20 protein-coding genes are annotated in these 18,991 nt (G+C 66.8%); 10 read left to right on the top strand and 10 right to left on the bottom strand.

Going from position 1 to position 18,991, the window contains the following annotated elements:
• Positions 1–6: 6 nt before the first annotated feature.
• Together ACQP0C_RS14790 and ACQP0C_RS14785 are read right to left on the bottom strand one after the other, a co-directional pair.
• Positions 7–756 carry a DUF3159 domain-containing protein gene (locus ACQP0C_RS14790; RefSeq protein WP_433733478.1) on the bottom strand — a complete coding sequence of 250 codons (750 nt, stop codon included), beginning with the start codon at positions 754–756 and terminating at the stop codon, positions 7–9.
• 3 nt (positions 757–759) lie between these two features.
• Complete coding sequence (locus ACQP0C_RS14785) at positions 760–1,137, bottom strand: OB-fold nucleic acid binding domain-containing protein (protein WP_354950534.1); 378 nt, start codon at positions 1,135–1,137, stop codon at positions 760–762.
• Between the two features lie 129 nt (positions 1,138–1,266).
• Between ACQP0C_RS14785 and ACQP0C_RS14780 the strand changes: the two genes are divergently transcribed.
• The gene (locus tag ACQP0C_RS14780) at positions 1,267–1,986 is read left to right on the top strand and encodes an alpha/beta fold hydrolase (RefSeq protein WP_433733477.1); all 720 of its coding nucleotides are present in this window, start codon (positions 1,267–1,269) and stop codon (positions 1,984–1,986) included.
• Positions 1,987–2,066: 80 nt separating this feature from the next.
• Here the strand turns inward: ACQP0C_RS14780 and ACQP0C_RS14775 are convergent, their stop codons facing one another.
• Both ACQP0C_RS14775 and dut read right to left on the bottom strand, forming a co-directional pair.
• Complete coding sequence (locus tag ACQP0C_RS14775) at positions 2,067–3,086, bottom strand: DUF3710 domain-containing protein (protein WP_433733476.1); 1,020 nt, start codon at positions 3,084–3,086, stop codon at positions 2,067–2,069.
• 5 nt (positions 3,087–3,091) lie between these two features.
• On the bottom strand, positions 3,092–3,589 hold the full coding sequence (gene dut, locus ACQP0C_RS14770; protein WP_433684163.1) for a dUTP diphosphatase: 498 nt from the start codon (positions 3,587–3,589) through the stop codon (positions 3,092–3,094).
• A gap of 79 nt (positions 3,590–3,668) precedes the next feature.
• On the opposite strand from dut, the gene ACQP0C_RS14765 reads away from it, so the two are divergent.
• The gene (locus tag ACQP0C_RS14765) at positions 3,669–4,148 is read left to right on the top strand and encodes a DUF3093 domain-containing protein (protein ID WP_433684162.1); all 480 of its coding nucleotides are present in this window, start codon (positions 3,669–3,671) and stop codon (positions 4,146–4,148) included.
• A gap of 68 nt (positions 4,149–4,216) precedes the next feature.
• Here ACQP0C_RS14765 and ACQP0C_RS14760 read toward each other — a convergent pair whose 3' ends face one another.
• Positions 4,217–4,519: a DUF4193 domain-containing protein gene (locus tag ACQP0C_RS14760; RefSeq protein ID WP_433733475.1), complete on the bottom strand. Its 303-nt coding sequence runs from the start codon at positions 4,517–4,519 to the stop codon at positions 4,217–4,219.
• A gap of 418 nt (positions 4,520–4,937) precedes the next feature.
• On the opposite strand from ACQP0C_RS14760, the gene cei reads away from it, so the two are divergent.
• Positions 4,938–5,618: an envelope integrity protein Cei gene (gene cei / locus ACQP0C_RS14755; protein ID WP_433684160.1), complete on the top strand. Its 681-nt coding sequence runs from the start codon at positions 4,938–4,940 to the stop codon at positions 5,616–5,618.
• Between the two features lie 75 nt (positions 5,619–5,693).
• Here cei and ACQP0C_RS14750 read toward each other — a convergent pair whose 3' ends face one another.
• The gene (locus tag ACQP0C_RS14750) at positions 5,694–6,599 is read right to left on the bottom strand and encodes an inositol monophosphatase family protein (protein WP_433733474.1); all 906 of its coding nucleotides are present in this window, start codon (positions 6,597–6,599) and stop codon (positions 5,694–5,696) included.
• A 178-nt stretch (positions 6,600–6,777) separates the two neighbouring features.
• Between ACQP0C_RS14750 and ppgK the strand changes: the two genes are divergently transcribed.
• The 3 genes from ppgK (at position 6,778) to ACQP0C_RS14735 (ending at position 10,935) form a co-directional block, all read left to right on the top strand.
• The gene (ppgK, locus tag ACQP0C_RS14745; protein WP_433733473.1) at positions 6,778–7,536 is read left to right on the top strand and encodes a polyphosphate--glucose phosphotransferase; all 759 of its coding nucleotides are present in this window, start codon (positions 6,778–6,780) and stop codon (positions 7,534–7,536) included.
• A gap of 229 nt (positions 7,537–7,765) precedes the next feature.
• Positions 7,766–9,136, top strand: a complete 1,371-nt coding sequence (locus ACQP0C_RS14740) for an RNA polymerase sigma factor (protein ID WP_433733472.1) — start codon at positions 7,766–7,768, stop codon at positions 9,134–9,136.
• A gap of 917 nt (positions 9,137–10,053) precedes the next feature.
• Positions 10,054–10,935 (top strand): MHYT domain-containing protein, encoded by an 882-nt coding sequence (locus ACQP0C_RS14735; RefSeq protein ID WP_433733471.1) that lies wholly within the window; start codon positions 10,054–10,056, stop codon positions 10,933–10,935.
• A 25-nt stretch (positions 10,936–10,960) separates the two neighbouring features.
• On the opposite strand, the gene ACQP0C_RS14730 is transcribed toward ACQP0C_RS14735, so the two are convergent.
• On the bottom strand, positions 10,961–11,737 hold the full coding sequence (locus ACQP0C_RS14730) for an MHYT domain-containing protein (RefSeq protein WP_433733470.1): 777 nt from the start codon (positions 11,735–11,737) through the stop codon (positions 10,961–10,963).
• A gap of 604 nt (positions 11,738–12,341) precedes the next feature.
• On the opposite strand from ACQP0C_RS14730, the gene ACQP0C_RS14725 reads away from it, so the two are divergent.
• Entirely contained in the window at positions 12,342–13,286 is a 945-nt protein-coding gene (locus ACQP0C_RS14725; RefSeq protein WP_433734554.1) for a rhomboid-like protein, read from the top strand.
• On the opposite strand, the gene ACQP0C_RS14720 is transcribed toward ACQP0C_RS14725, so the two are convergent.
• Both ACQP0C_RS14720 and ACQP0C_RS14715 read right to left on the bottom strand, forming a co-directional pair.
• Entirely contained in the window at positions 13,188–14,372 is a 1,185-nt protein-coding gene (locus ACQP0C_RS14720) for a cation:proton antiporter (RefSeq protein WP_433733469.1), read from the bottom strand. The two genes, ACQP0C_RS14725 and ACQP0C_RS14720, sit on opposite strands and share 99 nt — an antisense overlap.
• A 4-nt stretch (positions 14,373–14,376) precedes the next feature.
• The gene (locus tag ACQP0C_RS14715) at positions 14,377–14,859 is read right to left on the bottom strand and encodes a cation:proton antiporter regulatory subunit (RefSeq protein WP_433733468.1); all 483 of its coding nucleotides are present in this window, start codon (positions 14,857–14,859) and stop codon (positions 14,377–14,379) included.
• 273 nt (positions 14,860–15,132) lie between these two features.
• Here ACQP0C_RS14715 and ACQP0C_RS14710 point away from each other — a divergent pair, with 273 nt between their 5' ends.
• The 3 genes from ACQP0C_RS14710 (at position 15,133) to ACQP0C_RS14700 (ending at position 18,460) form a co-directional block, all read left to right on the top strand.
• The gene (locus ACQP0C_RS14710) at positions 15,133–16,347 is read left to right on the top strand and encodes an IS110 family transposase (protein ID WP_433725344.1); all 1,215 of its coding nucleotides are present in this window, start codon (positions 15,133–15,135) and stop codon (positions 16,345–16,347) included.
• A 92-nt stretch (positions 16,348–16,439) separates the two neighbouring features.
• Positions 16,440–17,762, top strand: a complete 1,323-nt coding sequence (locus ACQP0C_RS14705) for a sensor histidine kinase (RefSeq protein WP_433733467.1) — start codon at positions 16,440–16,442, stop codon at positions 17,760–17,762.
• On the top strand, positions 17,759–18,460 hold the full coding sequence (locus ACQP0C_RS14700) for a response regulator (protein ID WP_433733466.1): 702 nt from the start codon (positions 17,759–17,761) through the stop codon (positions 18,458–18,460). Before ACQP0C_RS14705 ends, ACQP0C_RS14700 begins: the two co-directional genes overlap by 4 nt.
• A gap of 1 nt (position 18,461) precedes the next feature.
• Here ACQP0C_RS14700 and ACQP0C_RS14695 read toward each other — a convergent pair whose 3' ends face one another.
• Positions 18,462–18,833: a DUF952 domain-containing protein gene (locus ACQP0C_RS14695; protein WP_433734553.1), complete on the bottom strand. Its 372-nt coding sequence runs from the start codon at positions 18,831–18,833 to the stop codon at positions 18,462–18,464.
• Positions 18,834–18,991: the final 158 nt, after the last annotated feature.

The raw sequence follows: 18,991 nt of genomic DNA, 5'->3' as shown, positions 1-18,991 counted from the left end.
GAGTGTTTACCGGGCCGCTTCGGCCGAGGTCCCGCGGTGCACCGGCAGGTGTCCGGCACGTCGTACCGCCCACACCGTGACGGCCAGCGCGACCGCGGTCAGCGGCCAGCCCATCGCGATGCGCGCGAAGGCGAGCCAGCCGGTGCGATCGGTGTCGTAGAGCTGTGATTGCACCAGGTAGCGCGCGCCGAATACGACCACCCAGGTGGTGGTCGCGAGATCGTAGAGGCGGACGATGCGCCGATCGGACCGCCATTCGGAACCGTGGCCGTTGAGCACACCCCAGATGACGCCGACCAGCGGCCAGCGCACCAATATCGACACCAGGAACACCCCCGCGTACACCAGGCTGGTGTAGATGCCGAAAAGGAAGAAGCCTTTCGCCTCACCCATCCGGTAGGCGATGAACGCGCAGATGCCGACCCCGAGGAAGCCGGAGATCGCGGGCTGGATCGGACTGCGCCGAACCAGGCGCCACACCAGAATCGCCGCGGCAACGCCGAGCGCCGACCAGATCGCCGCGGTGAGCCCGGCAAAGGTATTGACGGGTACGAAGACGAGGACCGGCAGGGTCGAATAGATCAGCCCGCTGAACCCACCCAGCTGCTCCAGCAGGGTCTGTTCGGCCTCTTCGATCTCGGCGTCGGTTTCGGCGTCGACGGGGCGATCGACCGCCTCGGACGGGTCGATCGGCCTACGCCCTCCGGTCTGGCTCGTAGCACGGATCTCGGCGGCGTTCTCGTTGCTCGATGGCATACGTCAGCTGTTCTCACGCAATTCGTAGTAGGGGTTGTAGATCACCTTACGGCCATCGCGGTCACCGACCCGACCGCGAACGAGGATCTTACGGCCCGGTTCGATACCCGGGATCCGCCGACGCCCGATCCACACCAGACTGATGGCATCGGTGCCGTCGAAGAATTCTGCCTGAACACTGGCGCCGACGGACTTCGGACACGCTTCGACGCTGCGTAGTCGCCCGAGCATCGTGGCCTCGTCACCGCGACGGCACTCCGAGGCCCGGCACGCACCCGACGCGTCGGCCGATTCGGCGAGTTCCTCGGCGTCCAGCTGATCGATGTCCTCGGTCAGCCTGCGGCCCAGACGGCGAAAATAACCTGAGGCGGCGGATGACATGTGGTGCTCTCCTGGGTGGAGCAAGACGACGTGGTGACACGCCATCGTGGTTGTTCCGGTAACGACCGGCTGTAGGCCGTATACCCGCCACTGTAGATGGGCAACCCTCCCCCCGCTACGCTCGGAGCGGTGTTCGACTCCCCACATTTCGCGCCCGATCACCGCGGCCGCGCCCCGATCGCGGTGGCGTTGCCGGGCACCGGATCGGATGCCGACTTCGCGCGCCGCGCCTTCGGACCCGCCTGTGCGGCACGCGGAATCGAATGCGTCGCCGTCGAACCCGATCCGCGCGCTGTGGTTGCCAGTTACCGAGCCGCGCTCGACGCGGCCGCCCTGCGCGGCCCCGTACTGGCCGCTGGAATCTCCCTGGGCGCAGCGATTGCGCTGGAGTGGGCCGGTGAGCACCCCGGCGCAGCAATCGGCGTAGTGGCAGCGCTACCGGGCTGGACCGGACCGGATACCGCGGCCTGCCCGGCCGCGCTCAGCGCCGCGGCCACCGCCGCCCAACTGCGCGCGGACGGTCTCGACGCGGTCGTCGAACGGATGCGCGCGAGCAGCCCGCGCTGGCTCGCCGACGCGCTCACCCAATCCTGGCGCTCGCAATGGCCGCGGCTGCCCGACGCCTTGCAGGAGGCCGCCGACTACAAGTGGCCCGGCACCGAACGACTCGGCACCATCGAGGTGCCGGTCGCGATCATCACAGCGATCGATGATCCGGTGCACCCGCTGGCGGTCGCCGAGGAATGGGCCGAGCTGATCCCGCGCTCCGAATTGATCCGGATCACCCTCGACGAGCTCGGCGCGGACCCCGCGATTCTCGGATATAGCGGGATCACCGCATTCGCCTGACGCCCCCGGCCCGGGTGCTCGTCGCGAGAACACGAAGCCCCAGCGTTCGGCTGGGGCGACGAATTGCGTTCGGGCGTCGGCTAATTCAGCCCGAGCTGCTGCATGGCGGAACCGTCCGCACCGCGCCGGGGTTCATTCGGCATGCGCGGCGGGATCACCGCCTGCGGCCCGGCCTGGGCGGCGGCCTGCTGGGCGGCGATCGCCTGCTGTTGCGCCTCCACCTGCGCCTGGTGCGCGGCGGCCAACTGCTCGGCCAGCTCCGGCGGCAGTACAACGGCCAGCGGCTCGCGCACCGGCATCGGCTCGTCGCCGCGTCGGATCACGGTCTCGCTCATGATGGCTCGCGCGGCCCGCACCAGCGGTGCGTCGTCATCGGCGGCGCCCTGCGGACCCGCTGCCACCAGACGCACCATCCACCGCGGCCCGTCCACCCCGATGAAGCGCAGATCCGCGCCCTCGGTGATGGCGAGCAGTTCCCGGCCCCATGGTCCGGTCTCCACCGCGACCCTGGCGCCGTCCTTGCGTAGGGATTCGGCGAGATCGGCTGCCACCGAACGCCATTGGCCCGCCGACTTGGGTGCGGCGTAGGCCGCCACGGTGATCCGGCCGTGTTCGGTCGCCAGGTGCACCGCCTGCGGGGTGCCGTCCGGGGTCATCTCGACCTGTAGCTGACCGCCCGGCGGGACCGGCAGGATGACCGAACCGAGATCCAGGCGCTGATCGGCCACATTCTCCAGCAGCTCGGCGACTTCGCCGTAGTCGTACGGGCCGGATTTGGGCATCTGCGCGTCGGCGGTGCCGTGCTCGGATTCGTCGTACTCGTCGTCGTAGTCGGACTCGTCATAGCCGGGCTCGTCATAGCCGGGCTCGTCGTCGTAGTTCGCGACGGCGTATTCGGCTGGGACGACCGGATTCTCATCGGTGATCGGGTCGATGATCGGGTTCTCGTCGGTGATCGGCTCATCGTCGTAGCCCGCGTGTCCGTAGCCGGTGTTGTATTCGGCGTCGTAATCCCCCGGGTAGGCACCCGGGTATTCGTCGTCGTACTGATCGTCGGCGAACTGTTCACGTCCGCCGGGCTTGCGTCTCTTTCCGAACATTCCCGTCATGCCTCCTTGCCGAGGGCGCCCGCGCCGTCGGCCGCCGCGGCCAGACTCGCGTGGCCACCGCTCGACCCGTAACCGCCCGCACCCCGCGTGGTGTCGTCGAGCCCGTCGACCTCCACGAAATCGACCAGCTCGACCCGCTGAACCAGCAACTGCGCGATCCGATCACCCCGGCGCAGCTCGATCGGGGTGCGCGGATCATGGTTGATCAGGCACACCTTGATTTCGCCCCGATACCCCGCGTCCACCGTGCCCGGGGTATTCACCACGGACAGACCGGTTTTCGCGGCCAGACCGGAACGCGGATGGATCAGGCCGACCGTGCCGACCGGTAGCGCGACGGCGACACCGGTGCCGACCAGTACCCGCTCCCCCGGCTCGATGATGACGTCCTCTGTGGTGCACAGGTCCACGCCCGCGTCTCCGTGGTGGGCACGCGTGGGCATGGGAATGCCGGGATCAAGCCGCAGCAAGGGTATAGGTGAAAGTGCGCTCACGTTCAACGAGCCTACGCGTACGCCCTCGACCTCAGTGAATTAGTGTTGAGTCGTGTCGGACCAGCCCAACCCAGTGACTATGGACGAACAACAGACCGGCTTCGAGCCCTACCGGGAGCGCCTGTGGGTGCCACTGTGGTGGTGGCCGGTCGCGTTCGCGATCACCGGCTTGCTGGCGGCCGAAATCCATATGGGCGCACCGGGTCTGCGCGCATGGCTGCCCTACGCGCTGTTGTTTCCGGTGCCGGTGTGGGTACTGGTGTGGCTGAGCCGCCATCGGGTCGAGGTGGCCCAGGATGCCTCCGGCGTCCGCGAACTTCGCGCCGATCGGGCACATCTACCGGTGAACTTCGTGGCCAAGGCGGCCACCGTGGCCCCCACCGCCAAGAGTGCGGCGCTGGGCCGCCAGCTCGACCCCGCCGCCTATGTTCAACATCGGCCATGGGTGGGGCCGATGGTGCTGCTGGTACTCGATGACCCGGACGATCCGACACCGTACTGGCTGGTCAGTACACGACGGCCCGACCGGGTCCTGGCCGCGCTTGGCATACCTGGCTGAAAGCCGGGCGTGCCGAGCGCGGGCTCTGTGTATTGATCTCGGGCTGGAGATCAGATCTCGCGCCGGGATCAGGCTGCGCAGTCCATGCAGATCATCTGGCCGCCACTCTCGCTGGCCAGCCTGCTCCGGTGATGGACCAGGAAACAGCTGGAACAGGTGAACTCGTCCGCCTGCTTCGGGATGACCCGAACCGTCAGCACTTCCTCGGACAGGTCCGCGCCGGGAAGCTCGAACGACTCCGCGGTATCGGATTCGTCGACATCCACGACGGCGGACTGTGCCTCGTTGCGACGAGCCTTCAGCTCCTCCAGCGAATCTTCCGACACTTCGTCGGATTCTGTGCGCCTCGGTGCGTCATAGTCGGTTGCCATGTCGTCTTCCCCTCGTCCTTACTCCGTATATCCCGGACCGGGCCGCTCATCCGATCCACTCGGAATCGGAATGACCAGCACCGCCCCGCCGGTGGTGCACGTCACACGTACACCGGTCCCCTATCAGGGCGGATCGCGCGAACCCACCTTTGATAGCGCTCGGTAAACGCAGGACATGCCCTGCTTGTTCCCGCGACCGACCACCGATTTCTGGCTGGATGATTCGATCTGGGCCGCCAGACAATAGCGGACGACACGGCAAAAGTCGCAATCAAAACACAGACGATTCGAAACTGAGGGGTAATCGACACCAACCCTGGAACTTACCGAGACCTTACGCACTGTTTCACCCACCCCGGCCAGGCTCCACCCGGCCTGCCGTGTCCCAGGGGCCCAGACATTTTCGTAGAGTATGGCGGTGGTTTCACTCATCACCGAAGGCAGCGCAACGGATCGACAGGGTCAACCCTTCCTCCGGCGACGCAACCAGCCATGGTTGATCCTGATCGGCGTCCTACTCCTGATCTGCACGGTGGTGTGGGTCAAGGCCTTGACGACCGAGGACCGCAGCGGAGCCGCGATGGCGTGCAACTCACCGAGCCCGGCCACCGACGCCAAGTCGCCGCAACCTGCTCCGCTGGGGCAGCGGGTGGGCCAGTCGCGACTGACCGATGTCGAACCGGCGGCGCTCGCCTCGTCCAAGGTCAGGGTGCTGAACGCGAACAACAAGAGCGGTCAGGCCTCCCACATCGCCTCCGCGCTCGGTGATCTCGGCTTCGCGAGCGCACCGGGACAGCAGTTCGGTAACGATTCGGTATATGTCAACGGTGACCTCAATTGCACCGGCCAGATCCGCTTCGGCGTGAACGGCCGACCGGCCGCCGCATCGGTCCAGCTGGTCGCGCCGTGCGCGGAGTTGATCGAGGATCAGCGCACCGACGACACCGTCGACCTGGTACTGGGTTCGGTATTCGGCGAGTCGCTGCGACCGAGTCCGGATGCCGAGGAAGTCCTGAAATCGCTGAAGAATCCGGCGCCCGGCGCATCCACGTCCATTGATCCCAAACTGCTCTCCGCGGCGCGCACGGCACGCTGCTGAGTCGGGCCGGACCAACCCCCTCCCGTCGCCCCGGTGTCGCTCGGCACCGGGGCGATCTGTATCTCCGGTCGCGAATCAGGCGTCGGGAATGGCCACGGTCGCGCCGACCCGGTCGAACAGCTCGGTCAATTCGTCCGCGACGCCGGGCGCGGCGGCGACGACCAACTCACCCGCCGAGCCGGGGCTGGTGGCCGCGGGCAGCCGCAGCACCGCCCCCGCTTCCGCGGCGATCAGCGCGCCCGCGGCCCAATCCCATGCGTTGAGTCCGTGTTCGTAGTAGGCGTCGACCCGGCCCTCGGCGACGAAGCACAGGTCGAGGGCGGCCGCGCCGAAGCGGCGGATATCGCGGATATTCGGCAGGATCTCGGCGACCAGCGCGGCCTGGCGGGCCCTGCGCTGTGTGCCGTAGGCGAATCCGGTGGCCACCAATGCCAACGCCGCCGAGCGCACCGGCGCGCACCGAAGATGGTCGACCGAGCCGTCGGCGGCCACCTTGGTCGCGCCGAGACCCGATGCGGCGCTGTAGGTCGCCGCACGCGCGACATCCACCACCGCACCCGCGACGGGTGCTCCGGCGCGCACCGCGGCCACCGAAATCGCGTAGCCGGGAATGCCGTACAGGAAGTTCACGGTGCCATCGATCGGGTCGACCACCCAGTGCACGGTGTCCGCGTCGGTATCGGCCAGACTCCCGCCGCCTTCCTCGCCGAGGATCGGGTCGCCGGGGCGCGCCTCATCCAGCAGTCGCCGGATCAGGTCCTCGGTCTCGGTGTCCACGATCGTCACCGGATCGGTGGGGTGTCCCTTGGTCCGCACGGCTCCGTCGCGCGCACCGTCCGGGCCGAACACCTCGGGGCGGCGCGAGCGCACGTGCGCCGCCGCGGTTTCGGCGAGTCGGACCGCGATCCGGCGCAACTCGGACACGTCCGCGGCACCCGCGGCGGTGGGCTGGGCGGTAACTGACACTCTGGTCTCCGACATGACCCCATGCCATCACAGATCCTCACTGAACGGGAATCATGTAACGCCCATTACTCTTGTCGTGCACGACACAACGCCGTCGTCGGGCACACCCACCGCATGCGCTCGGACCAGCGGATGGGCGCCTGTGCGGCGGCGCGTTCAACACATCGGCCAGCACAGGGAGCGAGGGAACGTCATGTCCGCTCGGGGGCACGCATTCGGTATCGATATCGGTGGCAGCGGGGTCAAGGGCGCCGCGGTGGATCTGTCCACCGGTGAGTTGGTCCACGAGCGGATCAAGATCGCGACACCGCATCCCTCGACACCGCAGGCGGTCACCGACGCGGTCGTCAAACTGGTCGCCCAGGCCGAGTGGGACGGTCCGGTCGGCATCACGCTGCCCTCGGTCGTACTCGAAGGCGTCGCCCAAACGGCCGCCAATATCGATAAGTCGTGGATCGGCACCGACGCGCGCGCCCTGTTCTCCGAGGCGCTCGACGGCCGCGCGGTCACCGTGCTCAACGATGCGGACGCGGCCGGACTCGCCGAGGACCGCTATGGCGCGGCAAAGGAGTTCGACGGCCTGGTGGTGCTGCTGACCTTCGGCACCGGCATCGGCTCGGCGCTGCTGTTCCACGGCACGCTGGTGCCCAATACCGAACTCGGGCATCTCGAGATCGGCGGCATGGAGACCGAACATCGCGCCGCGGCCTCGGTCAAGGATCGCGATGGCCTGAGCTACGCCCAGTGGGCCGCCCAGGTCAGCATCGTGCTGAGCGGACTGGAGAACCTTTTCTGGCCGAAGGTCTTCGTCGCCGGTGGCGGCATCAGCAGGGACGCCGAGCAGTGGATCCCGTTGCTCACCAACCGAACCCAAGTGATCCCCGCCCACTTGGAGAACACCGCGGGCATCGTGGGCGCGGCGATGGCCATCGACGCCGGTATCGCGCCGTGAGCGAACCGTAACCAAGATCGGCGGATCCGGAAGGCGCGCGGACAGTACGGCATTAGCCGTTGCTGGGATCATGCCGTAGGTACCCTGGTTCGATCGTTACAATGGAACGTACTCCGGCCGCGAGCCGGAAACCCCAGACCCGGCGCTCAGCCGGTGAAACCCGACAGACCGCTCCGCCGGAACACCACTCTGGCGTGACGCCGCACGAGACCGTCACGAAAGGGCGTACGTGGTAGCCACGACCCGTCAGACCGCCGAATCGGCCGATGCCGACTCCGCAGATGTAACCGAAGCACGGCCGGTCCGCAAGGCTGCCGCTAAGAAGGCTCCGGCCAAGAAGGCCGCCGCCAAGAAGGCTCCGGCCAAGAAGGCCGCCGCGAAGGCGACGAAGGGCCCCGCCAAGAAGGCCGCACCGAAGAAGGCCGGACCCGACGGTGAGCCGGGCGGCGAGGAGAACCTCGAGGCCGAGGATCTGGACCTGGAGGATCTCGGCGACCTCGAGGTGTCCGAGGACGACCTCACCGACGACGCCGAGGATCTGGTCGAGGAAGTCGCCGAGGAAGTCGAAGAGGGCGAGACCGACGAGCCGACCGCCGCGGACAAGGCCTCCGGCGACTTCGTCTGGGATGAGGAGGAATCCGAGGCGCTGCGCCAGGCCCGCAAGGACGCCGAGCTCACCGCATCGGCCGACTCGGTGCGTGCCTACCTCAAGCAGATCGGCAAGGTCGCGCTGCTCAACGCCGAGGAGGAGGTCGAACTCGCCAAGCGGATCGAGGCCGGGCTCTACGCGGCGGAGAAGGTGCGCGAATTCGCCGAACAGGGCGAGAAGCTGCCGGTCGCGATGCGGCGCGACTACACCTGGATCGTGCGCGACGGCAACCGCGCCAAGAACCATCTGCTGGAGGCCAACCTGCGCTTGGTGGTCTCGCTGGCCAAGCGCTACACCGGCCGCGGCATGGCGTTCCTGGATCTGATCCAGGAGGGCAACCTCGGTCTGATCCGCGCGGTCGAGAAGTTCGACTACACCAAGGGCTACAAGTTCTCCACGTACGCCACCTGGTGGATCCGCCAGGCGATCACCCGCGCCATGGCCGACCAGGCCCGCACCATCCGTATCCCGGTGCATATGGTCGAGGTCATCAACAAGCTCGGCCGCATCCAGCGCGAGCTGCTCCAGGATCTCGGCCGCGAGCCGACCCCGGAGGAGTTGGCCAAGGAAATGGACATCACGCCGGAGAAGGTCCTCGAGATCCAGCAGTACGCGCGTGAGCCGATTTCGCTGGACCAGACCATCGGCGATGAGGGCGACAGCCAGCTCGGCGACTTCATCGAGGACTCCGAGGCCGTCGTCGCGGTGGACGCGGTGAGCTTCACCCTGCTGCAGGATCAGCTGCAGTCGGTGCTGGAGACGCTGTCCGAGCGCGAGGCGGGCGTGGTGCGGCTGCGCTTCGGCCTGACCGATGGCCAGCCGCGCACCCTCGACGAGATCGGCCAGGTCTACGGGGTCACCCGTGAGCGCATCCGCCAGATCGAGTCGAAGACCATGAGCAAGCTGCGCCACCCGAGCCGCTCCCAGGTGCTGCGCGACTATCTCGACTAGGCAATCGCCAGGATCGGGCCGCTGAGCTGCTGCTCAGCGGCCCGATTTCGGATCCGGACCACAGCACAGCGCTACTAGTCCAAAGTAGTCGCAACAACTTTCAGCACGTGGCGTTCGAATAGGCCCAGCGGCGCGCCGAACGGCATGGTGATCATCGGCGGAACGTCAGGTCTCGGCCTCGAGATCGCGCACCGGTTGGCCCCGCGTGGGCTCGTGCCGACGCTTCTCGCGCGCGACCCCGCCAAACCTTGGGCTGCGCACGGCAAGATTTTGGCCCGGACACCGGGTGCGCGCGTAGGTCGTGTCCGTCGACGTAACAAACCGGGCGGCACTCGACGACGCCCTCGCGGAAATATTGGTCGAGACCGGGCGGCTCGATGCGCTGGATCGCGCAGGACATCGACGCGGGCACGCGCGGCATCGTTCTCGTTCGGCGACGCGGCTCCTCGTGACGGCCCAGCGAAGCGCCCCCGGTATCGCGGCAGAGATCAGCCGCCACCGCATCGCCAACGTCTACCGAGGCGTAGCGAACCACTCCTTCTTGAAGGATCAGCGGCCACGGATACCGGCCACGGATACCAGTGTGGGCACGGCAACTCTGCCCGCACTCTCTTCGCTTGCGGTCCCGCTATCGTCGAATCCAACTGCGCTCGTTCATGATTGCGATGGTGCTGATCTGAACTGTTTCTGCGACAGCGCTTTTCGGCGTACTTCAGCGCAACCGACCAGCCACTTGGCGGCAATCGCGATAGCGTCCGGCTCGCTAACCAATTCAGGTTTCAATCAAACCTAAAAGTGACAGAAACCACTTCCAGGGAAACGGATTTCGACGCCCAAACGACGGTCAGCTGTCGTATTGTCTGACCCGCCGTTATTTCAATCGCCGAATATTCCACCTTCGGCAGTGGAGGCGTTGCGTGCTCGACATCTACCATTTCAGCTATGGTCTACTAACCCCGCTACTGGCCTACACCATGTCGGTGACCGGATGCCTGCTCGGATTGCAGTGCGCGGCCCGTGCCCGCACCGGCAACGACCGCGTCGGCTGGCTGCTCGGCGCGGCCATCTCGATCGGCGGTACCGGCATCTGGGTCATGCATTTCATTGCGATGCTCGGGTTTTCGATCCGGGGCACCGAGATCCGATACGACCTACCGCTCACTCTGCTCAGTGCGATCACCGCGATCGCGGTGGTCGGCATCGGCCTGTTCATCGTGATCCAGCCCGAGCCGACGCTGCTCGGGCTGCTGACCGGAGGCACGGTCACCGGGATCGGCGTCGGAGCCATGCATTACGCGGGCATGTACGCGATGAAGTCGAATGCGGTGATCAGCTACGACGCGCAGCGGGTGACACTGTCGATGGTGATCGCCGTGGTCGCGTCGATCGTGGCGTTCTGGTTCACGTTGCGCGTCAAGGGATTTCTGTCCACCGTCGGTGCCGCATTGATCATGGGCATCGCCGTCTGCGGTATGCACTACACGGGGATGTCGGCGATGCACGCGCACGCCGGGCACGGCGGGCACGACAGCACCCCTGAGGGCACGGAAGCCATGCAGTTGATCGGGCCGCTGATCGTCACGATCAGTGTGGTGACCATGCTGCTGCTCATCAGCGTCAGCCTGACCGAGATCGAGCGCAATATCGAACTGCCGCCATTGCGGCTCGCGCCGCGTGCCAAGGCGGATCAGCTGCCGCCGCTGCCACCGGTCGAGGCGGATCCGCTGCCGGTCGAGGCGGAGATCCTGCCGCCCACGACCGCGTACTGGCCGACGCGGACCGAGGTGCCGCACCGCTGAGCCGCGCACGGCGGGCGATAAACGCTCAGTCCCGGGTCGGCCAGTATCGCGCCGGACGCGCTCCGCGGGCCCCGTCGTAGGCCGGATCGTCCACATCGGTGATGCCGATGTGCAACAGCAGCATCATGGTCACCATGCCGACGCCGACCGTCAGCGGAGTCAGCAGCTGGGCCGCGCCAGCACCGGCGGGTGCGTGCAGGTGCTGGCCATTCTGCACATGCATCGCGAACATGCCCGTGTAGTGCATGCCGCAGACGGCGACACCCATGACCAGTGCCGCGCCGATGGTGGCGATGGTGCCGCGCACATGCAGCGCGAACCATAGCGCCGCGGTCGCGGCGATCACCGCGATCACGATCGACAGGCTCACGATCAGGCCGTCGTATCCGATCAGCGCATCCGATTTCATCGCGTACATGCCGGAGTAGTGCATGGCGCCGACACCGACACCGGTGATCGCACCACCGATGTAGAGGGCCAGCGGCTCCAATGCCCGCTGCTGTGCGACCCAGAGCCCGATCCACACCACCACCATGGCGATGACCGCGCTGAGCAGGGTGATCGGCACGTCGTAGCGGATCGACGCGCCGTGGATCGAAAAGCCCAGCATGGCAATGAAATGCATGACCCAGATGCCGGTGCCGCCGATCGCGACGGCCGCGGCGATGAGCCATCCGGCGTGGCCGTTACCGGCCCGCGCCCGCGCCACACAGCGCAGTCCCAGCAATGATCCGGTGAATGACATCAGATAGGCGATCACAGGCGTCAGCCACCCGTGGCTGAAGTGGTCGATCCGCAGCACGCGACCTCCCTCGCTGGACGGACTTCGACCGTCACCGCGACAGCGCGAACCCGCCCACTTGTCCAGAACTAGCAGGTAGGCGATTTACAGTACTATCGTCCGCTAAATTTGTCATGGGATGATCCGACTAGTGGGATCGCGCGGCCGATCCGATGACAATCGCTCGTCAACCATGCATACCAACCGGTCATGGGCCGCCGGAGACGGCCAACTGCACCGCCTGGCAACCGGTCAGCACCGATATCACTGGGGCACAATGGATCTCGCGGATTCGACAATCGGCGACAGGCGTTCGCACATCTGCGAGGGCGATCGCGTGATTTCGGCACGCATCCCGAGTCCTGTTGCGGCCCAGAGCCACCGAGCGCGATCAGAGGCACTCACCAACCGGACTCGACCCACGCCGAGTTTCGGACCCGCGAGTCGTCGCATTTGCTGCGCGCTGCCGCCCGCCAACCATTTGGTCGGCCGACCAATTCTTTGCAGCCCCTGACGCCCGGATATGCACCGACAGCGGGTGCGACCGACCAGGTCAGGTGAGTCAGAACACAGACTTGGCGGGTCGGCGGACATGACGGCCCCACGCCCGGCAGACTTGAGCATTGTGGTTGCCCCCACTTTGCACCGGATCCATTCGCCATGGACGCGAACGGTCGACCTGCGCGATGAACTCCGCGCGGTCTGGTCGTGGGTGCGTCGCCCCGGGCTGGCGCGCCGACTCCTGCCGGAACTGCGCCAGCACCTATCGGGCGCACCGGCCAGCACCGCGTATGCGTTCACCTTGTTCGTCACCTGGTGGACACTGCGCGGAGTCGGCGATTCGGTGGAGCGCAGGCTGATCTTCTCGGCCTCGACCAATCTCTACAACATGCAGCACAACCCCATCCAGGTGCTGGTGGCCTCGGCGTTCTGGACCCAGGGTCAGTTTCCCTGGATCACCATCGCGGAGATTCTGGTGGTCATGGGCTTCGCCGAACGGTGGCTCGGCACCAGTCGCTGGATTCTGCTGTTCGCCACCGGGCATATCGGCGCGACGCTGCTCACCGTCACCGCGATCGATCACGCCATCGACCGCCACATCATCCCGGTGCGCGTGCAGTACGCCGCCGATGTCGGCACCAGCTACGGGTTCACGGCAGTACTGGCCGCCATGGCCTTCCACTTCCGCGGTGCGGTCCGCGTGGTGTGGGCGGCGGTCATCATCATCGTCCTCGGCTCGGCGCTATTGATCGGTCCGACCTTCACCGACTATGGGCATATGTGCGCGGCCCTGATCGGTTTGGCCGTCGGGCTCGTGGCCTCGACCTTCTGGCGTCGCGTCGAACGCCGGCGCGCCGCACGCGACACGAGTTCCGCCGCAACACAGGTTCCGGCGATCGCGACGACTCCGCTGCCGACGACGACCGACGACGTAAGTGCCGCCGATGCGACTTCCGTTGCGGCCCAGCCCCTATCCAGTGCTGGCGGCCGGGCTGAGGCGGCGCTGCACCAGCCCGATGACCGGTTCGACGACGCGGGCCGCGATCGGGCCGAGCACCGCCATCAGTAGCACATAGGCCGAGGCGAGGCCGGCGAGCTCACCGGCGACCGCGCCCATACCCACCGCCAAACCCGCGATGACGATGGAGAATTCACCGCGCGCCACCAGTGCGGCACCAGCCCGCGCCCGGCCCATCCGGCGGATGCCCTGTCGACTTGCCGCCCACCAGCCGGTCGCCACCTTGGTGACCATGGTGACCACCGCGAGCAGGATGGCCCAGCCGAGCACCGGCGGGATCGCACTCGGGTCGGTGCTGAGTCCGAAGGCCACGAAGAAGATGGCCGCGAACAGATCCCGGATCGGTTCGAGCAGTTTCGTCGCCTCGTGCGCGGTCGAGCCGGAGATTGCGATGCCGAGCAGGAACGCGCCGACCGCCGCCGAGACGTTCAGCGCCGAGGCCAGTCCGGCGACCAGCAGCGCGGCACCGAGCAGCTTCAACAGGAAGACCTCGCGGTCGGCGCTGTCCACGACCGCCGACACGTACCGGCCGTACCGCAATGCCACCACGAGCACGACGGTGACGGTGGCCAAGGCGAGCCCGAGTACGGTGAGCCCGCTCAGGAAACTCGTGCCCGCCAGGATCGCGGTGAGGATCGGCAGATACATCGCCATCGCCAGATCCTCGAAGACCAGAATCGACAGGATCACCGGTGTTTCCCGGTTACCGAGGCGCCCGAGATCATTGAGCACCTTGGCGACGATGCCCGAGGACGAGATGTAGGTGACTCCGGCCAGCGTGATCGCTCCCGTCATTCCCCAGCCGAGTATCAGTGCGACCACCGCGCCGGGCGTCGCGTTGGCGACGATATCGACCAGACCCGCGGCCCATGAGCGGCGCAGTCCGGTGACCAGTTCGGCCGCGGTGTATTCCAGTCCGAGCAGCAACAACAGCAGCACAACGCCGATTTCGCCTGCGATATGGCCGAATTCGTTCGCGGCGCCGAGTTCGATGAATCCGCCCTGGCCGAAGGCCAGCCCACCGAGCAGGTATAGCGGAATCGGGGACATGCCGAAGCGAGCCGCCACTCTCCCGAGCATGCCGAGGGCGAATAACACCGCCCCGAGCTCGATGAGGGCGAGCGCGGTTTCGTTCACGCTCTCACCCGTGCGTCAAGATCTTCGCGGCCGCGTCCAGACCGTCGGGTGTCCCGACGACCACGAGTATGTCATCGGCGGTAAAGGTGAAATCCGGTCCCGGCGAGGGGTGCAGCTGCCCGGCGCGCATCACGGCGACAATGGAAGCCTTTGTGCGCGTGCGCATTCCGGTCTCGCCGAGCGTGCGGCCCTCGTACGGGGAATCCTCGCCGATGGGTAGTTGGCGGGTGGTGATCCCGGGTAGATCGCGGTGGTCCTCGCGTAGCTTCGCGACCAACTGCGGCGCGCCGAGCAGGTTCGCGAGCACCGACGCCTCGTCGGGGGTCAGCGGTACCTGGGCGGCGCAGGCGTCCGGGTCATCGGGTTTGGAGACGATCAGATCAATACCGCCGTCGCGGTGATCGACAACGCCGATCCGGCGGCCCGACCGCAGCTGAAAGTCTTTGCGTACCCCGATCCCGGGTAGAGCGGTGACATCGACGTTCACATCCTCCACCCTAATGGGAGTTGATCGGCGAGCCTACCGCCGGTAGTGGTCGGTGGTAGGCAAGCTGGTCGCCCGAGCCGCCGGTCGGTGAGCACTCCCCCCACCAGGAACGAGTGTCGATTCCTAGGGTTAGATCGTGCCCCGGCCGGTCGGTGAGGCTGCCTGTAGCGCTGATGGGGTGTCGTGCCGAGTTGAGCACTGATCCATTAGGTCGCCGCCGGGTCGCCTTGGGCTCCAACATTTTCGGTCTATTCGCGCCTGAGGAGGTGATCGATGATCTTCGTCGGCGATGACTGGGCCGAGGATCATCACGATGTCCATGTGATGGACGAAAACGGCAAGAAGCTTACTGCGCGGCGCCTACCCGAAGGGCTGGCCGGGATCAGCGGGTTCCACGACCTACTCGCCACGCACGCCGCCGAGCCGGACCAAGTGGTGATCGGCATCGAAACCGATCGTGGCCTGTGGGTCGACGCGCTGGTCGCGGCCGGATATCAGGTGTATGCGATCAACCCGCTCGCGGTCACCCGCTACCGCGACCGACACCACGTCTCGGGCGCGAAGTCCGACGCTGGTGACGCGAAGCTACTCGCCGATCTGGTGCGCACCGACCGGCACAACCACCGCCCGATCGCCGGTGACAGCCCCCAAGCCGAAGCGATCAAAGTCCTCGCCCGCGGACACCAGAACCTGATCTGGACCCGCAACCGCCACACCAACGCCTTGCGCTCGGCGCTGCGCGAGTACTACCCCGCAGCCCTGGCCGCCTTCGACGACCTCGCCGACCGCGACGCCCTGGCCGTGCTCGCCCGCGCCGCCACCCCCGCCGAGGGCGCCCGGTTGAGCCTGTCCGCGATCACTGCCACGATCAAACGCGCTGGGCGCCAACGCAATCTCGACACCCGAGCCACACAGATCCAGACCGCGCTGCGTGCCGAACACCTGCACGCCACCGACGCGGTCACCACCGCGTTCGCCACGACCACCCGCGCCGCGGTCGCCATCATCACCGCGATCAACACCCAGATCCACGACCTCGAAGCCGAACTCGCGAACCATTTTGAGAAACACCCGGACGCCGACATCTACCTCTCCCTGCCAGGACTCGGTGTCATCCTCGGCGCCCGGGTGCTCGGCGAGTTCGGCGACGACCCGAACCGATACACCACCACCAAGTCTCGCAAAAACTACGCCGGAACCTCACCCCTGACCATCGCGTCCGGGCGCAAACGCGCCGTACTGGCCCGCCACGTCCGCAACCGACGCCTCTACGACGCCATCGACCAATGGGCCTTCTGCACCCTCACCCAAAGCCCCGGCGCCCGCGCCTACTACGACCACCACCGCACCGCCGGCGACCTACACCACCAAGCCCTACGCGCCCTCGGCAACCGCCTCGTCGGCATCCTCCACGGCTGCCTGCACCACCACACCCCCTACAACGAACACACCGCCTGGGCACACCAACAAAACACCCAAGCCGCTTGACAACTTACGCACCTGGGATGTCTAACCGGCAAAAACGACCAACCGCCCACAAGTCCCGCGATCGCACCGCGAGCCGGACCACACCGGAACCGATGGCGAACATCGGCGCAGGTATCGATCACGTCGATCAACGGATCGACCACGCCTCCTTCCTTCGGCTGACCCGCAGATACCGCGGTGTGTGCTGTGATGGGTCGATGCGGCGGCAGTGGGAGGCCTTGTCGGCGACCGCGCAGGACGCGCTGGTCGCCGCCTTCGCGTTCGCGCTCGGTGCCGGGCTCTATCTCACCGGCCTGTTCGAGATGGCCAGTGACCTCAGCCGCCACCCGTCGCTGCCGGTGCGATTCGGGGTGCTCGCGCTGATCTGCGTGGCGAGCTTCCTGCGGCGGCGCACACCGGTGCTGGCGCTCGGTATCGGGCTGATCCCGTTCGCGATCGATTTCGCACTCGGCCCGACGGTGCCGATCTGGCTCATCTATTCGGATCTGATCTATGCGGGTGTGCTGTATGCCGCACCCGCGCGCTCGCGCTTCGTGGTCATGGTCTGCGGGGTGCTCTCGGTCGCGCTGACGTTATCGGCCCTGATACTCGGCGACTGGCGGATCGCGGTGGTCACCATCGCGGCCCTGTTCGCCTTCGTCGCGACGCCGCTGTGGTGGGCGTTGTCGGTGCGCGGACACAAGGAGATCGCGGAGGCCGAACGTAAACGCGCACAGGCGATGACATTGGTCGCCGAACTGGATCGGCGCGCTGCCATCGCCGATGAACGCAAGACGATGGCGCGGGATCTGCACGATGTGATCGCGGGGCATCTGTCCGCCATCGCGATCCAGTCCGAGGCGGCGCTGGGTGTGCTGGCCCGGCAGCCGGTGCCGGACGGCCGAATCGACGATCCCGCTATCGCCGGGATCATTTCCTCGATCCGGTCCAATAGTGTCAGCGCACTGCAGGAGATGCGCACCATGATCGGTCTATTGCGCCGCGACGACGGCGCCGACGACGACGTTGCGGCACCGCGCAAACTGGCCCAGCTGCCCATCCTGGTCGATGCCGCCCGCGCGGCCGGAATCACCGTGCGCGTGCGGGATTCGCTGAACGGGACACCGCTGCCGAGCGCGGTCGACCAGGCCGCCTACCGCATCGTCCAGGAAGCACTCACCAATGCCATGAAACATGCCCCGGGACAGGAGGTCGACATCGACGTGCGCGTGCAGGCAACGGCTTTGGCGGTCGCGGTACGCAATCCCACCGTACCGACGCGCAGTCGGTCGGATGAGCACGATATGGACCATCGCGGACTGATGAATATGCGCGAGCGGGCCGTCGCCCTCGGCGGCACCTTCACCGCGGGACCGACCGCGGGCGGCTGGGAAGTGCTTGCGCGGCTGCCGATCTCGGCGACGAATCCGTCATGACGGCGGCATCGCACAGCGATTCGATGAGCGATGATGGCCGGATGAACGGTGGGCCCATCCGCGTGCTGCTCGCCGACGATCACGGCGCAATCCGGGCCGGCCTGCGCATCATCCTGGAAACCGCCGAGGGCATCGAGGTGGTCGGTGAGGCCGCCGACGGCGATATCGCGGTGGCACAGGCCAAAGCGCTGCGCCCGGATGTGGTGCTGATGGATGTCCGCATGCCCGGCGTCGACGGCATCACGGCCACCGGCCGCATCACCGCCGACGGCCTGGCCAGGGTGCTCATCCTGACCACCTTCGATCTGGACGAGTACGTCTTTCGCACACTGCGCGCGGGTGCGTCGGGATTCGTGCTGAAATCCGCGTCCGGACAAGCGCTTGTCGATGCGGTGCGCGCGGTGGCAGCAGGCGATGGCGTACTCGCGCCGGAGGTGACCGCCGCGGTGATCAACGCGTTCGCCTCGACCGACGCCCACCCGAGCGAGCCAGCGCCGGACGGCCTGGACGAACTCACCGAGCGCGAACGCGAGGTCCTCGACTGTCTCGGCGAAGGCCTGTCCAATGCACAGATCGCCGCGCGGCTGTTCATCGGCGAGACGACGGTCAAGACGCACGTGTCGCGGGTGCTCACCAAACTCGGTGTGCGGTCGCGGGTTCAGGCCGCCATCGTGGCGCGCGAGGCCAGGGACCGGTAGTTCACGACTCGGGGAAGCTCGGGTCCAGTGCGGCGAAGGTGCCATCCGGACCGGGCTGATACTCGATGACGGCGGTGACCGCGCCGACCGGCAGCGGACCGTACAGATGCGGGAACAACATCGATTCGGGGTCGGTCGGCACGCCTGGTTCCCACTTCACCGGCGCGCCGACCCGGGCCGGGTCGATGCGCAACAGCACCATGTCGCGGCGGCCCCCGAACAGGCGGTTGGCCGGCAGATGCACCTGCTGTGGCGTGGACAGATGAATGAAACCGATCTCCGCGAACGACTCCGGACGGTACTCGCCGGTTTGCCGCGCGGTGAGCCAGTCGGCGAGAGTGCAAATGTGAACGAGCGTGTGAGTGTCGTAGATCACGGGTAATCTCCCGGTAGACAACTGGATAGGTGTTCGTGATCGTGGTCGAGTGGACCTTCGATGCGTGGCCAGTGATGTTCGCCAGTAGCGAAATCCCAGGTTGTGTTATCGAAAACACACAGAATCACTTCCGGGAACAAAGCCCCCGTCCCGAA

Origin of the sequence: Nocardia sp. CA-129566, from assembly GCF_050956075.1 — a bacterium.
In the GTDB taxonomy this organism is placed as follows: Bacteria; Actinomycetota; Actinomycetes; order Mycobacteriales; family Mycobacteriaceae; genus Nocardia.
This window is presented reverse-complemented; position numbering and strand designations above follow the sequence as displayed.